Source organism: Acinetobacter sp. BEC1-S18-ESBL-01, from assembly GCF_014169935.1.
In the GTDB taxonomy this organism is placed as follows: Bacteria; Pseudomonadota; Gammaproteobacteria; order Pseudomonadales; family Moraxellaceae; genus Acinetobacter; species Acinetobacter pittii.
The window spans coordinates 1,302,601-1,317,039 of record NZ_AP022302.1 but is presented as its reverse complement, the minus strand read 5'-3'; the positions used below and the strand labels follow the sequence as shown (position 1 = coordinate 1,317,039).

Annotated in this window: 12 protein-coding genes, 4 tRNA genes and 1 pseudogene; 6 read left to right on the top strand and 11 right to left on the bottom strand. The window is 36.6% G+C overall.

Going from position 1 to position 14,439, the window contains the following annotated elements:
- Nucleotides 1-102: 102 nt before the first annotated feature.
- Together H7R46_RS06125 and gltS are read right to left on the bottom strand one after the other, a co-directional pair.
- A pseudogene (locus tag H7R46_RS06125) lies at nt 103-1,938 on the bottom strand (monovalent cation:proton antiporter-2 (CPA2) family protein).
- Between the two features lie 194 nt (nt 1,939-2,132).
- Complete coding sequence (gene gltS / locus H7R46_RS06120; protein WP_002115276.1) at nt 2,133-3,368, bottom strand: sodium/glutamate symporter; 1,236 nt, start codon at nt 3,366-3,368, stop codon at nt 2,133-2,135.
- A 432-nt stretch (nt 3,369-3,800) separates the two neighbouring features.
- On the opposite strand from gltS, the gene H7R46_RS06115 reads away from it, so the two are divergent.
- A complete protein-coding gene (locus H7R46_RS06115; RefSeq protein WP_005068359.1) occupies nt 3,801-4,952 on the top strand; it encodes an alpha/beta fold hydrolase in 1,152 nt (383 codons plus the stop codon).
- A 706-nt stretch (nt 4,953-5,658) separates the two neighbouring features.
- Nucleotides 5,659-5,982, top strand: coding sequence for a hypothetical protein (locus tag H7R46_RS06110; RefSeq protein WP_005068356.1), 324 nt, complete (start codon nt 5,659-5,661; stop codon nt 5,980-5,982).
- Here H7R46_RS06110 and H7R46_RS06105 read toward each other — a convergent pair whose 3' ends face one another.
- From H7R46_RS06105 to H7R46_RS06070, 8 genes are all read right to left on the bottom strand, one after another.
- Nucleotides 5,983-6,453, bottom strand: a complete 471-nt coding sequence (locus H7R46_RS06105; RefSeq protein ID WP_005068354.1) for an AnBLUF65 family BLUF photoreceptors — start codon at nt 6,451-6,453, stop codon at nt 5,983-5,985.
- Nucleotides 6,454-6,721: 268 nt separating this feature from the next.
- The gene (locus H7R46_RS06100; protein WP_002115279.1) at nt 6,722-6,931 is read right to left on the bottom strand and encodes a cold-shock protein; all 210 of its coding nucleotides are present in this window, start codon (nt 6,929-6,931) and stop codon (nt 6,722-6,724) included.
- Nucleotides 6,932-7,389: 458 nt separating this feature from the next.
- Nucleotides 7,390-7,463 (bottom strand) — tRNA-Trp (locus tag H7R46_RS06095).
- A gap of 66 nt (nt 7,464-7,529) precedes the next feature.
- Nucleotides 7,530-7,614: transfer RNA gene (locus H7R46_RS06090), tRNA-Leu, on the bottom strand.
- 27 nt (nt 7,615-7,641) lie between these two features.
- A tRNA-Trp gene (locus tag H7R46_RS06085) sits at nt 7,642-7,715 on the bottom strand.
- A gap of 55 nt (nt 7,716-7,770) precedes the next feature.
- Nucleotides 7,771-7,855, bottom strand: a tRNA-Leu gene (locus H7R46_RS06080).
- A 92-nt stretch (nt 7,856-7,947) separates the two neighbouring features.
- A complete protein-coding gene (locus H7R46_RS06075) occupies nt 7,948-8,763 on the bottom strand; it encodes a protein kinase domain-containing protein (RefSeq protein ID WP_005068352.1) in 816 nt (271 codons plus the stop codon).
- The gene (locus H7R46_RS06070; RefSeq protein WP_005073515.1) at nt 8,750-10,258 is read right to left on the bottom strand and encodes a DUF3336 domain-containing protein; all 1,509 of its coding nucleotides are present in this window, start codon (nt 10,256-10,258) and stop codon (nt 8,750-8,752) included. The genes H7R46_RS06075 and H7R46_RS06070 overlap by 14 nt, the downstream gene beginning before the upstream one ends.
- Nucleotides 10,259-10,434: 176 nt before the next feature.
- On the opposite strand from H7R46_RS06070, the gene H7R46_RS06065 reads away from it, so the two are divergent.
- Both H7R46_RS06065 and H7R46_RS06060 read left to right on the top strand, forming a co-directional pair.
- Nucleotides 10,435-11,316 (top strand): ATP-binding protein, encoded by an 882-nt coding sequence (locus H7R46_RS06065; protein ID WP_005068348.1) that lies wholly within the window; start codon nt 10,435-10,437, stop codon nt 11,314-11,316.
- 103 nt (nt 11,317-11,419) lie between these two features.
- Nucleotides 11,420-12,523 carry a DUF6670 family protein gene (locus tag H7R46_RS06060; RefSeq protein ID WP_005068346.1) on the top strand — a complete coding sequence of 368 codons (1,104 nt, stop codon included), beginning with the start codon at nt 11,420-11,422 and terminating at the stop codon, nt 12,521-12,523.
- A gap of 2 nt (nt 12,524-12,525) precedes the next feature.
- Here the strand turns inward: H7R46_RS06060 and tsaD are convergent, their stop codons facing one another.
- Nucleotides 12,526-13,536, bottom strand: coding sequence for a tRNA (adenosine(37)-N6)-threonylcarbamoyltransferase complex transferase subunit TsaD (gene tsaD, locus H7R46_RS06055; RefSeq protein WP_005068344.1), 1,011 nt, complete (start codon nt 13,534-13,536; stop codon nt 12,526-12,528).
- Nucleotides 13,537-13,681: 145 nt separating this feature from the next.
- On the opposite strand from tsaD, the gene rpsU reads away from it, so the two are divergent.
- Both rpsU and H7R46_RS06045 read left to right on the top strand, forming a co-directional pair.
- Entirely contained in the window at nt 13,682-13,897 is a 216-nt protein-coding gene (gene rpsU / locus H7R46_RS06050; protein ID WP_001136722.1) for a 30S ribosomal protein S21, read from the top strand.
- 25 nt (nt 13,898-13,922) lie between these two features.
- Nucleotides 13,923-14,369 (top strand): GatB/YqeY domain-containing protein, encoded by a 447-nt coding sequence (locus H7R46_RS06045; RefSeq protein WP_002115302.1) that lies wholly within the window; start codon nt 13,923-13,925, stop codon nt 14,367-14,369.
- Nucleotides 14,370-14,439: the final 70 nt, after the last annotated feature.

Below are 14,439 nucleotides of genomic sequence, written 5' to 3'. Positions count from 1 at the left end.
GATTTTATTTATGTAACAATCCAGTCAAAGGCACAGCCTTAGAGCATTTATAGTCATTCCGTAAAAGCTCTGCTAAACAAAGCTTTTACGGATATTTTTATACTAATTGATACTTTCATTATCTGAGGCATCTTCTTTATTTAAAATCCGCCCTTCTTGTTTTGGTCGAATCAATGGTGCTGTAGGTCTTGGATGATGAGTATGTGTATATTGCATACCTACTCCCGCATTGACGTCATCTGCAGCGATTTCAGTTTCAAAACGCTCATTATCCAAATCACGAATTTCCTCGGTAATTCTTTCTACTTCATCTTCATCCACTCCAAGTTCTTGCAAAATCACGCCGCCAAACTTAATTGCAGATTCAAACGTTTCACGAATCATAAAGTCCACTTTTTGTTTAACTAAATGCAGTGAATGCTCGCGGTCATATGAACGGACTAACAGTTTTGCTAAAGGAAATTCATGGGTCACGAGTTCTACAATTCTATTGGTGGTTTCCTTGCTATCTACACACACCACAATCGCTTGTGCTGTTGCGGCGCCAGACGCATGCAGAATATCTAGACGGCAGCCATCGCCATAATAAATTTTAAAACCAAACTTTTCGGCGTTTCGAATCATGTCGGTATTATTATCAATAATGGTGACATCGACACCTCTTGCTAATAATAATTGACTGGTGACCTGTCCAAAGCGCCCAAAACCGATCATTAAAACACTACCGCTTAGCCCGTCAGCAATGTCGATGTTTTCTAATGAAACCTTCGTTTTTGCTTGAGTAAAACGTTTGAAAATAATACCAACAATTGGGGTCAACACCATTTAAAGCACAACAATGGCAGTTAAGTTAGATTTAACGGTACTATCAATAACTTGTGCGCTTAATGCAGCCGAGAAAAGTACAAAAGCAAACTCTCCACCTTGAGCCATGAGTAAGGCACGATCCAACGCTTCAGTATGAGAGCTTTTAGTGATTCGTGCGACTATATAAATCATCAGCGCTTTGGCAAGCATCAGGGCAATTACGCCACTCACAATCAGTTGCCAGTTTTGAGCAACTACCGATAAATCCAGAGACATACCGACCCCAAGGAAAAACAGGCCTAACAAGATTCCTCGGAATGGTTCAATATCAGCTTCAATTTGATGTCTAAAGGTCGATTCAGATAAAAGCACACCTGCTAAGAAAGCACCCATTGCCATGGTCAAACCGCTGACTTGCATGAGTAACGCTGCACCCAACACAACCAATAATGCGGCCGCAGTCATGACTTCTCGGGCTTTAGCAGCAGCCAAAAGCCTAAATAATGGGTTCAGTAACCAATATCCTGCCGCAATAAGCCCCGCAATTGCGAGTAAACCAATTCCTATATTTTCTAGACGTACCGATGTGCTTTCGACCACATGATTCGGTGCCATAAAAGCAACAATAGCCAGCAATGGCACAATGAGTAAATCTTCAAATAGTAAGATGGCTACAATCTTTTGCCCACGTGGCTGAGTTAAATCACCCCGATCCCCCAATAACTGCATCACAATCGCAGTCGAGGTTAAAACGAACCCTGCCGCACCAATAAAAGCAACTTGCCATATAAAGCCAAATAACAGCCCAACGCCAGTTAAAGCCAATGCACAAATAATGATCTGCAACGTACCGAGGCCAAAAATTTCGCGTCTAAGACTCCACAAATGTGATGGCTGCATTTCCAAGCCAATCACAAAGAGGTACATCACGATTCCCAACTCGGCAATATGCAAAATTGCGGTGGAATCTTGAAAAAAAGCAAAACCGAATGGGCCAATAATGAGACCCGCAATTAAATAACCAAGTACTGAACCTAAACCAATACGTTTAAAAATAGGAACTGCAATGACAGCAGCCGCCAATAAAACCACGGGGGCAACTAAACTAATTGAATGTGCTTCTGAGCTCATACATTTCTCATTTTATTTATCTGCAATTTATTCTATGTGAAACGAGGTTTAAGGGCGATTATTAGTTTTGAGAAAAAGCATCCTAAAAATAAAATGGCTTGAGTCATACGAAAATAAAAATTGAGCCTATAAATAGGAATCAAATATTCATAGACAAACACCCATAAAAAAAGCCCTAACGGGCTTTTTTCAAATTAAGCAATGAATTTCAACATGAGCTGAATAACCGTTGCATTAATTAAGTCGACAAAGAATGCGCCACAAAGCGGAACAATCAAGAAAGCCTTATGCGATGGACCATACATATTAGTAATGGCCTGCATATTTGCAACGGCGGTTGGAGTTGCGCCCATACCGAAACCACAATGGCCTGCTGCTAACACTGCTGCATCATAGTTTTTGCCCATAACGCGGAACGTCACGAATGCTGCATATAAAGCCATCGTAATGGTTTGCGCACCTAAAATTACAACTAACGGGCCAGCTAGGTCGGCAAGTTGCCAAAGTTTTAACGAAAGCAATGCCATGGCTAAATAAAGTGACAAAGACGCATTACCAAATACATCAATCGCACGGTCGAAAATATCAATTTTCAATACGCTTTCTAAAATGTTTCTTAAGATTACACCGCCACCGAGTGCCCAAACGAAAGTTGGTAACTCAAACCACGTTCCCTTACTAAAGCCAGTCATAAATTCAGCAAACGCTAAACATGCTGCAAACATACCTAGTGTAGTAATTGCATTATCGGCAGTAATTAAACGGACTTGATGCGGGTTTTCAAACGGAGCAAGGTCATCTGAATTTTGTTCAAGATGTGTGTCGCGATTTTGGATTTCAGCATTGGTTTTTGGTTGAGCAAGACTGTAACGATTGATAAGCAATTTCGCTAAAGGCCCACCAATCACACCACCAATAATCAAGCCAAAGGTCGCACTCGCCATACCTAATGCTAAAGCACCCTGAATCCCATGCTGGGTTTCTAAAATTTCACCCCATGCGCCAGCTGTACCATGACCACCTGTTAAAGTAATTGAACCAGCAATCAAACCAATAAGTGGGTCAAGGCCCAATAAAGTCGCAAGGCTCATACCAACAGCATTTTGCACAACAATAAATGAGGCTACACAAATTAAGAAGATGACCAAAGCAGTGCCACCTTCTTTAAGCTTCATAAAATTAGCACTTAAACCAATTGAAGCAAAGAACACGAGCATAAAGCTGGTTTGTAATTCACTACTAAAAACAATGCTATACCCCCACAAAGTGTGGACAAGTAAAGAAACTACAGCAGCAACCAAACCACCCGCTACAGGTTCAGGGATATTATAACGTTTTAAAAAATCAATACGATTAACAAGAAAGCGGCCCAACAATAAGACGATAACCGCCGAAATTAGTGTATAAAAACCATTAAAAACAAATTCCATATATACTACTTTCTGATTACATTCCTAATGGATTGTAAAATAATTATATTTTATTTTTTATTATTTAAAAAAAACACAAACAAACTTTACAAAAACCATCTTTATTTAATAATAATCATATAAATCAATTTGTTATTTTGAGTATTTAGTAAAAAATCACAATGTATCTTCTCCTAAATTTCTATCTTGCTTTGATAATTGTTTTTTTAAAGATTTAAATGCTTAAGTGATGAAATCAAGACATCTGGTTGCCTTAATCTTATTACTCATTTTTTAAGCAACAGTATATTGCGCTAAGCTAAGCTCTACTTGATACATTTAAAGAAAAATCCTGTCTTTTGGGTCACTGAACTTCTCCATCATTCACTTTAATATCCTTCAAAGACCAGCTCTTTACTGTTCTGGGCAACATCTTTATAGGTTTTATATTCAATGAGTTTATTGCTTAAAGTTCGTCAGAATGTTCCACAGCTACAATCTATTAAAAAATCTCTTCAGACACGTGCTGGTCAAAAAATACCTCACATGCTGATCAATGCATCAGATCTCTTTTTCAGAGGCCCTCAAATAGCTTTGTCAGGAAAAACACCTTTTGATGTGATTCATAAGCATGAAATCATTACCTTACGCCATTATAAAAATGAGACTGATACCTCTACTCCTAAACACCGCGTACCTCTAGTTATTGTTCCACCGCTAGCAGTGAACATGCTCATTTATGATTTGTTTCCTACGCGTAGCTTTGTACGCTATTTTTTAGCGCAAGGTTTTGATGTCTATTTAATTGACTGGGGCATCCCGACTCGGCACCAAGCAAAATATAACTTCGGTACTTATATTAAAGTTTTCATGCCAGAGATGTTAAAGCAAGTTCGCCTACACAGCGGTCAGCAACAGCTTTCTTTACATGGTTGGAGTTTGGGCGGCGCACTTTCGCTCTGCTATACCGCATTGTTTAAAGATAAAGATATTAAAAATCTAATTATTCTTGCGTCCCCTATCGACACACACAAAGCAGGTTATATGGGGAAACTATACGGTAGTCTTACCAAACCTGCCGAATGGGTTCGCAAACATACGCCATTTCGTATTCGCCATCATGTGCCAAGTGAAGCATTTCATATTCATGGGTGGCAAAACACTCTTGGCTTTAAATTAACGGATCCGATTGGAAATTTGAAAACATATTGGGAACTTTTTAAAAATCTAGATAACCGAGAGTTTATTGTCGATCATGCAACCTCAAGCTCATTTATCGATAATATGTTGGCTTACCCAGGTGGAGTCATGCGCGATATTATTCTCCGCTTCTGGATTGATAATGAGCTGTCTAAAGGCGTGGTTAAATTTGGTGAACTTACCGCCTATCTAAAAGACATTAAATGTTCAGTATTAGCTGTCGGTGGTAACACAGATATTATCGTGACGGCTGATGCTGTTAAGCCGCTTATGGATTTAATTGGTAGCGAAGACAAAACCTTTAAAGTCGTACCGGGTGGCCATATGGGCGTAGTTTCTGGTAGCCAAGCACCGACTACAGTCTGGCCAGAAGTGAGTACTTGGTTAGCTACTCGTTCAGAATAATTAATTCAAAAGCAGTAAAGCCAGTGTAGTCAGTTCTATGCTGGCCAAAATTTAAATTTTATAAATCTGATATTCTAGTTTCATTTATATTGCAGTAGTTTTTTCTCATAATTCGAAAGCAGCTCATTACTAGATGACTCAAAAATATAAATATAATTTCCTCACTATTAATCACATTAAAACCCTTCAATACATAAATTTTATTTATTGGAAATACAACTTAATAAAACTATATTTTATCAAATGTTAAAATTTTTTAAATAGATTAATTTTCTCTTATTAATATTTATAAATTTTAAGAAAAGTATCTTTTAAAGTTGATGTTACTTTTTGTTATTTATGTAAAGCTCATCTAAACAATATATTTACTTAAGTTATTGTTAAACAAATTTTTTTATAAATTTAATTTTGTAAAATTTGATCATTATTTATACAAATGTAGGCAATCTCTCACAATTATGTAAGCCAAAGCTTACAACTCAAATGATTGTTTTTCTTATAATTAATTTCAGTACATATAAGCACTCTTTACTATTAAATAGAAAGCTGAATATTAATAAAGAGATCTGGAGAAAATGATAAAGTCATCTTTATTAATATAAAAACTCTTAATAATAGAAAAAGAATCTCAAAAATTAATATGTACTATCTTTCCTCTGGAAACAGAGGAAAGATTCCTTTTTAATCATCAGATAGGGTATAGAAAATGTTTATTGCAAAAAATATATTTGTATATTTACTATCAATGTTAGCTTTATGCTTACTGATTATTTTCTTTAATTACATAGGAATGAATGAGACGATTAATCTTCTGCTCTCATCTGCACTGTTTGGAATATTTATTACTTGGTATTTCAAAGGCAGTGGATTGTGTCTTGCTTTGTTTAGCTTTTTTTATTGGGCCATGTTTGTCATTAGTCAAAGCTTAGAAGTGATATGGATGCTCGCAACTTCAGTTATTGTATATTTAGTCATGACTAAAATATTACCTAAACTCAAGAACATCCATATTGGCGTGATAGCCAAATAGCTAGAACGGTTTCACCCCCCGATTCACCATACCCACTTTCTTAACTGTGTTAATTTTAGTTTGTTCGGCAATGACTAATTCATTGATGAAAGCTTTTAAGTTTTGCTCATCAAGACGAATAGGATTAAAAGTACTTTCTCCCATTTTTAGAAAGAAAGATTCAATATTTGTATTACGTTGTACATATTTCATTGACCATTTTTGAAAAGAGTTTTGTTCAATGGAATATGTACACAACCATTTAACATTATGATGTCTTTCATCATTTGTAATCTTTTCAAATAATCTTTCAACCACCTCTTTTTCACCTTCTAAACATTGAAAGAAAGCATTATCAGCATAATAAAGTACACCACAGATCTGATTCAAATCATTGAAATCTCTAGCTTCTGTCAAAATATCACGTAAATCTTGCAATAAATCTTCATTTTTTTCGTTTCGTTGACTGGCATAACACAGGCGAACGTTCATTAGCGATTCCGTGAAATATAAAATTTCTTTATTTAAAGAATTTTTAATCTAACACACATCTCTTACTAATAATTTATATTTCTTTGATATTTTTAAGTTTATATTAAAAATTATCTTCAATTGTTAATATATAACTGATGATTAATTCTTGATATAAATATAAAAAGCCCTCCTATTGAGGGCTTTTAACGCTCTAAAAGAACAATGAATTTTTTAAAAGCTAAAATAAAAAAAAGCACTAAAGAGTGCTTTTTTTGTTTGCTGTATATTATTGTGGAATAATATTTACAGCATTTGGGCCTTTTTGCCCTTGAGTAACGGTAAATGTTACGCGTTGACCTTCATGCAAAGTTTTGAAACCAGAACCTGCGATTTCTTTGAAGTGAGCGAACACATCTGGACCGTTGTCTTGTTGAATGAAACCAAAACCTTTAGTTTCGTTAAACCACTTTACTGTACCACTTACTGTATTAGACATGATATATCCTACTGATTTCTAATATTTTAGAATCATTAAATAATGACCCTATCATAACTTTGAAAAAAGAATAACAAATTGAGCTTAATATCTTAAAAAACGAAGGATTATGACTAAAACTACGATACTTAAAAGAAGATTTACTAACAAGTCTTTTTTCTAGTTAACTGAATAATACAGGAAATAAATTTGTATTCAAGGCTTTTATAAATAATTTCAATAAATTATAGTAAATAAATACAAACCAATAAGTTAGGTAAAAATCTCAGCAAATTCAATATATTCCCTGCTTAAATAATAACTTATTTTAGTAAATATTCTTGAAGACATAAATTAAAAAAAGATTGCTTAGAAAATAGCTTGATTCAAAATAAAAAGAGTTATTTTTTTTCAATTGAAATAATTTAAATTAAAAACTTTAGATAATAAAAAAACTCCTGATTAGGAGCTTTATTTTATGGCAGAGGATCAAGGACTCGAACCTTGACGAACGGTTTTGGAGACCGTCATGCTACCATTACACCAATCCTCTATATTTATGATTAAACACTCAAGATTTAATCACAAAAAAAGCAAGATCATAATCTTGCTTTTTTAATGGTGGGGGCGAAGAGACTCGAACTCTTACACCTTGCGGCGCTGGAACCTAAATCCAGTGCGTCTACCAATTTCGCCACGCCCCCATCTGGGACATTTATTTAAAATAAATGTGGCAGAGGATCAAGGACTCGAACCTTGACGAACGGTTTTGGAGACCGTCATGCTACCATTACACCAATCCTCTTCCAAGATCTAGATGACTTAACATCTACATCAAACTTTAAGTTATTAACTTAAAGTGGTGGGGGCGAAGAGACTCGAACTCTTACACCTTGCGGCGCTGGAACCTAAATCCAGTGCGTCTACCAATTTCGCCACGCCCCCGATGGCTGTGTATATTAGCGATAAGATCTGACAGTGACAAGTGTTTTTTTTCTAAAAAAAACTAACCGTGTAAATTGTATACAGATACTAGATCAATGATTTTTATCAATTTGAATCTGTTTTAAGCAATTTATTGCTTCATCAGCATTTGAAAATCGATTTTGCTGCTGTTTTTGTAATAAACCTGCAAGTAAGGGATAAAAAATCAAAAACTGCGCGGGTAATTGAATGGTTAAATTTTGACAGTGCAAGATTGCCCAATCACGATAACTACCTGCTTCTAAGCGAGTTTGAGTCAACCATTCATATAAAATGATGCCAAAAGCATATAAATCGCTTTGTATTCCCTTATGCCCTCCTCGAAATAGCTCAGGAGCCATATAACGAGGTGTTGCATCCATGACTGTATCGCAACTTGAGATCGGTCTCGTTTTCTCAAAATCAATTAAATAAGGCTTTTGCTGAAACTTTCTAAAATGCTCTGCCTTAACGTCTCCATGAATCCAGCCAAGTTCGTGAAGCTCTGCAAGCTTATTTATTGCCAACCAAATCTTACGGTATACATCAGTTAAATCACTTTCATGAACCAATGAACTGAACCACACTTCACTATCAGGTAAAATTAAAACCTTACCCAAAGAATGGCCTAGCTGAGGGATTAAACTGACCTCAATCAATTTATAAGGTAAAAGCCATGCAGGTTTTTTAAAGTGAATTTCTTCGTAAAATAATTGCTCATGCATGAAATCTTGCTCACTTTGAGCATGGGTTTCAGGCAAATGATATTTTAACCAGTAATTTTTGGTATCTATGGTACATGTCCATAAACACCGCCCTAACGCTGCACTTGTTGGCTTTGTTACACATGTTAAGTTTTCTATATGCGAAGCAAAATCATGCCTCAGCATAGTAAGACTCAGGCTGTTGTTTCTTTTCTTCAAAGCGCAAAACTTCTAAACAATGCTGAATTGTCTTACCAATACGAGCATGGGTTTCAATTGAAGAAATTTTTGGCCAAGTTGCACGTTCCCCTTCTCTTTGCAAACGCTTAAACAGATGCGGACGCGGGTTTTGCAAAGTGTAGGTATAGTGACTTAGGCTATATTTAGCAATGATATTTACATCACCATAATAACGCTGTCCCATTACGCCATATCCATGATCTAACAATCTTCTGACGGGAGAAATAGAACCAAGTCGTTGACGCGTAAAGTCCATAATACCCATTGATAGTACTTTACCTTGGCGTCTTAAAATTCTTTCAGGCCAACTTAAAACGTCTTTACGGAAGCGATCCGCATCATTTTGCATAAATGGAACAATATGTGGGTTAACCTGACTCGCAATCGTGTAGTTTAAATTATAAAGCCGCGCCATTCTTTCTTGCGGGAAATCGCTTCTTACACTTCCATCTACCCACTTTGTATTTGCCATATAAGGTGTATGTTCACCGTCATAACGTTTACTGGTTAAACGTACCGGTGGGAATAAAATTGGCACGGCACATGAAGCCAATACTGCACTCCACACCAAAACATTCGGCGTCATAATGGCATTCATAATTCTTGGGTTTTCTGTTGCATCATATGGCGCTACTGCCACATTAATGTTTAAACCAGATTTTTTGAAAGCCTCTTCAAACGTAAGATCACCTAAATTCTCAATGAGGAATTTTTTCAAATATTGAACATCGGCAATTCCACCATTGCCTTTAATAAGTTCACGGAATTTCCTAAAATGAAAAGCATCACTAAAAAATTGCTCACCATTTAATAAGTTTTGGATATCTTCACTAGCAGAGGTTCCAAGCATACCTGTCATAATTGCCCCTGCACTTGAGCCAGAGAGCACTTTAGGCATTAAGTCTTGTTCAATTAAAGCCTTACATACTCCCGTATGAAAAAGTCCTAAAGTCGCCCCGCCCGAAAACATAAGTGCAGGTTGTCCATACGCCTTTTCACAGTTTTCAAAAAACTCTATTTTTTCTTTTCTTTGAAACGTAATACATTCACTTGAAGCAATATAAGCCAAACTTTGACTAACTTCTTCAATATAGTCTTCAATTAACTTTTTTGTACCGACATGTGTTGCTGCAAAAAGCATTGGATGACCAATATTTGCAATATCGTAGGTTAGACCTTCTTTAAGTAAATAGATGAGGTCTAATGTGCGATGTTGCTGACGATATCTTTTAAGCAAAGTGTATCGATAAGAAATGAGTTCGGCATCGAAGTAAGGTGAACTATTATCAAACTTCCACTCTTGCACACCTGTTTCTTCATCTAGTTTTAATGCAAAAGACTTCCATTCCTCATAAGATTCAGCCATGTCTAATTGACGTTGTAATTTTTTGATACGGTAAGCCTGATGTGGATTCATATCACTTCGTATTTTTTCAAACATATTTCGTCCTCATCTTCCCAGATGATTTTACTGAATAGACATCACAACACTATGCTCGGTCTGAACATTTCAATCAATTGCAAAACCGATAAAGTGTATAGGCAATAAGTTTTTGTCAGCCTATTAATTTCGGTGTTAGTATCCTATCAAACACTGTTTAACATGATTGACTTACCATGGCTACCATTGATTTACCGGACAATTTAGTTCAAACATTATCACTTGTATTAAATCAGTTACAGCAGGTCTTGCCTGAACCTCGACAAGAGACGGATTTTACTGCACCTGCTTTTAGATGGGAAAATCAGCAACTTAAAGCTATCCATGCCCCAAAAAATATTTATCTTGACGATTTAAAAGGCATTGAGCGTCAAAAAGAAAAAATTATTCAAAATACTTTGCAATTTTTAAATGGCTTACCAGCAAATGATGTGCTGTTAACCGGCTCACGTGGTACAGGAAAATCATCTATTGTTCGTGCTTTACTCACTGAGTATGCCCCTCAGGGATTACGTTTAATTGAAATTGAACGCGATGATTTATCAGACTTACCTAAAATCCAGAAACTCATTCAAAATCGCCCTGAAAAATATATCGTCTATTGTGATGACTTGGCTTTTAATGCCGAAGATGAAAATTACCGTAGTCTAAAAAGTGTATTAGATGGTTCATTACAGTCAGGTTCAAGTAATTTCATTATTTATGCAACCAGTAACCGTCGCCACCTGTTACCAGAATTCATGCATGAAAATACACCTGTAACTAAGGTGGACGTTCCCCAATATACTGAACTACATCCACAAGAAGCGATTGAAGAAAAGATCTCTTTGTCAGATCGGTTTGGTCTATGGCTATCTTTTTATCCAATGGATCAAAACCTATATTTAGAAATCGTTGAGCATTATCTTGATAAAGCAAACATGCCTTTCAATGATGAAGTTCGTGCAGAAAGTCTACGTTGGTGTCAGATGCGTGGTCAGCGCTCTGGTCGAGCTGCTTATCAGTTTTCTAAGCATTGGATTGGTTTAAACGCCTTAAAAGATTTGTCTAACAATTAAATAAAATGTCCCGCAAAGCCTTAGCTTTGGCCTATAAACCGCTTAGCTTTGGCAGTTGTTTTTCATAACCTAAAACAAAGATAGCACTTCTTTAGGTTTATATATGAAAAAACAATTGCCAAAAATTTCTACAGCCAGTAAAGCGCTTGGTAAAAGTTTATTACTTGCACAAGGTGTTTTAGACAAAGCAAAAAAATATTCGACTCTTCCTTTTACTCAAGCTCATATCATCAGTCCACGAGTTGACGAAAAATATTATAGCTGGACACATTACGGTATCTTTTTCCCGCTTTTACCAGAGCCGCATCGTTACTTAAATATTATGATTTTAATCGGTACACCAGGTGCACTCGCTTTTGACCATGATGACATCATCACTGGAAATCCTAGAAAAACAGCTACATTCTTTTCAAGCACAGCTGCTCTGGAACAAGCTTTATTGAAGGCCTATATCATTCCCGAAGATACAAAAATTAATAAAGATGGGAGCTTAATAGAACTAGGTCAAGAAATTTCAATTCAAGGTAAATTCCCTCAAATTCACATTAATGGTCATTATGATGGATTTGATTTCGACTTTGATATCGATATCACTTCACATGTTTCATGGTTTATAAAAACACCAATCTATGATCACTTTAGTTTATTGGCAAAGTTTAAAGGTTTTCTAAACTATCAAGCAGAACGCATTGAAAGCCAAGGACTCTGCACTTACGAATATGCTCGAGCAGTTGGTCCTCATTCCCTCACAAATAAACTTATTCCTGATGTATATAAACTGCCACTTGATTTTTTCACTTATCAAATCATCAATTTAAATGAAACCACTCAGCTTCTTCTTACCAAAGCCGATATTGCAGGACAAACAGCTGCATATACCCTGCATATTAGACATCTGGACCAGCCAGCTGAAATTTATACAGATGTAAGCTTTGATATTATTTCGCATCAAGTTGATGACTTTGTTTCACCTACTGGGCAAAAAATGCGACTTCCAAAATATTTTTCTTGGATCGCTAGAAATGAGGCAAAGCAAATCATCTTAAACATTCAGGCAGAAATTGACTGCCCATTCCGTTATGGTCATGGGCGAGGTTATGCGAGTAGCTATATATTTACAGGTCATTATTTTGGTAATGAAGTACAAGGCCGTGGTTATATCGAATACATTGATATCGAAAGCCAACAGTCCTTTGACGATGAATAATTTTACTCAGGAATAGTGAGTTCAGTCATCGGCCATCTTGGTGTGGTCGTTACAGCTAAACCATCATGCTGACCTGCTTTTAAACGCTGATAACCAGCAAAAGCAATCATTGCTCCATTATCAGTACATAAAGCAGGCTCTGCATAATAAACTTGCGCTTTAATTTTCGCCAAAGAGGTTTCTAATTGCTCGCGTAGTCTTAAATTGGCGCTAACTCCACCTGCAATCACTAAACGTTTAAGTCCAGTTTGCTTTAAAGCTTTTACTGATTTTTTTACCAAAGTATCTACAATTGCTTCTTGGAATGAAGCAGCAATATCAGCGTCACGATTTTCGCCATTCAATTTTTTCAATTGAACAGAAACAGCTGTTTTTAAGCCACTAAAAGAAAAATCCAAGCCTTGATGAAGCATAGGTCTTGGAAACTCAAATGCTAATGGATCACCAGATAATGCAAGTTTTGCGATATTTGGCCCACCTGGATATGGCAAGCTCATCATTTTGGCAACTTTATCAAAAGCTTCGCCCGCAGCATCATCAATAGACTCACCCAATAGTTCATATTGACCAATAGCGTGGGCTGCCATCAATTGTGTATGTCCACCTGAAACTAACAATGCTACAAATGGAAATTCAGGTGGTTGACTTGAAAGTAATGGGGCCAGCATGTGACCTTCCATATGGTGAACACCAATTGCAGGTTTATTTAAAGAAAAAGCTAAAGTTCTGCCAAACAATGCACCTGTCATTAATGCTCCCATTAAGCCAGGACCACGCGTATAGGCAACCGCATCAATCTCTTGTTTTGTTACACCACTTTGTTCAAGTAATTGATTCATTAAAGGAATTAATTTACGAACATGGTCACGAGAAGCAAGTTCAGGTACTACTCCACCATATTCGGCATGAAGTTTAATCTGGCTATAAAGAACCTGTCCCCGTAAGCCGAGTTCGCTATCATAAAGTGCCAACCCTGTTTCATCACAAGAAGTTTCCAAGCCTAAAACAATCATCAAAACTGCCTTTTATATGAGTCAAAATATTGCAATCGCTATTATAGACTTGTGATATGAGTTGTAAATGAGTAAAATACTGACCTTCACTTGTGATCCGGCGCAATGGTGTGCCTGATCTTATCCATAATCTAGAGGATTTTACATGCCACAAGTTAAGTTGAAAGAAGGCGAACCAGTTGACGTAGCTATCCGTCGTTTCAAACGTTCATGCGAAAAAGCTGGTGTTTTAGCTGACGTTCGTAAACGCGAATTCTACGAAAAACCAACTCAAGAACGTAAGCGCAAAAAAGCTGCAGCAGTTAAACGCTACCAAAAGAAATTGGCTCGCGAATCTGTACGTACTACTCGCCTTTACTAATTAATTTGTGATTGACTGCTGAATTATGACTACTTTAAAAAACCAAATTACTGATGCATTAAAAACTTCTATGCGTGCCAAAGATATGGCAACAGTGACGGTTTTGCGTAGTCTACAAGCGGCAATTAAGCAAATCGAAGTCGATGAGCGCAAAGAGCTTGACGACGCTCAGGTTCTTGCGGTCATTGAAAAGCAAATTAAACAACGTAAAGAATCGATCAAAGCCTTTGAAGGTGCTGGTCGTAATGATTTAGCTAGTAAAGAACAAGCCGAAGCTGAGATTATCTCTCAGTTTCTACCAGAAGCTATGACTGAGGAAGAGCTTGATTCTATCATTGAGCAAACGATTGCTGCTCAAGAAGCAACTAGCATGAAAGATATGGGTAAGGTGATGAATTCTCTACGTCCGATCATAGCCGGGCGTGCCGATCCTGCTCAAGTTTCAGCAAAAATTAAAGCTAAATTAGCTTAATTCCCTCTCTTCTTATATACCCTTAAATTAAACTTTCTCGTAAGTTTAAATATATTTATGCCTGTGAAAA

Bases quoted from the DNA above. Each gene is read 5' to 3' on its own strand.
- H7R46_RS06045 (WP_002115302.1), top strand. From the start codon at position 13,923: ATGACTACTTTAAAAAACCAAATTACTGATGCATTAAAAACTTCTATG.
- rpsU (WP_001136722.1), top strand. From the start codon at position 13,682: ATGCCACAAGTTAAGTTGAAAGAAGGCGAACCAGTTGACGTAGCTATC.
- H7R46_RS06115 (WP_005068359.1), top strand. From the start codon at position 3,801: ATGAGTTTATTGCTTAAAGTTCGTCAGAATGTTCCACAGCTACAATCT.
- tsaD (WP_005068344.1), bottom strand. From the start codon at position 13,536: ATGATTGTTTTAGGCTTGGAAACTTCTTGTGATGAAACAGGGTTGGCA.
- H7R46_RS06070 (WP_005073515.1), bottom strand. From the start codon at position 10,258: ATGTTTGAAAAAATACGAAGTGATATGAATCCACATCAGGCTTACCGT.
- H7R46_RS06065 (WP_005068348.1), top strand. From the start codon at position 10,435: ATGGCTACCATTGATTTACCGGACAATTTAGTTCAAACATTATCACTT.
- H7R46_RS06075 (WP_005068352.1), bottom strand. From the start codon at position 8,763: ATGCTGAGGCATGATTTTGCTTCGCATATAGAAAACTTAACATGTGTA.
- H7R46_RS06110 (WP_005068356.1), top strand. From the start codon at position 5,659: ATGTTTATTGCAAAAAATATATTTGTATATTTACTATCAATGTTAGCT.
- H7R46_RS06060 (WP_005068346.1), top strand. From the start codon at position 11,420: ATGAAAAAACAATTGCCAAAAATTTCTACAGCCAGTAAAGCGCTTGGT.
- H7R46_RS06100 (WP_002115279.1), bottom strand. From the start codon at position 6,931: ATGTCTAATACAGTAAGTGGTACAGTAAAGTGGTTTAACGAAACTAAA.
- gltS (WP_002115276.1), bottom strand. From the start codon at position 3,368: ATGGAATTTGTTTTTAATGGTTTTTATACACTAATTTCGGCGGTTATC.
- H7R46_RS06105 (WP_005068354.1), bottom strand. From the start codon at position 6,453: ATGAACGTTCGCCTGTGTTATGCCAGTCAACGAAACGAAAAAAATGAA.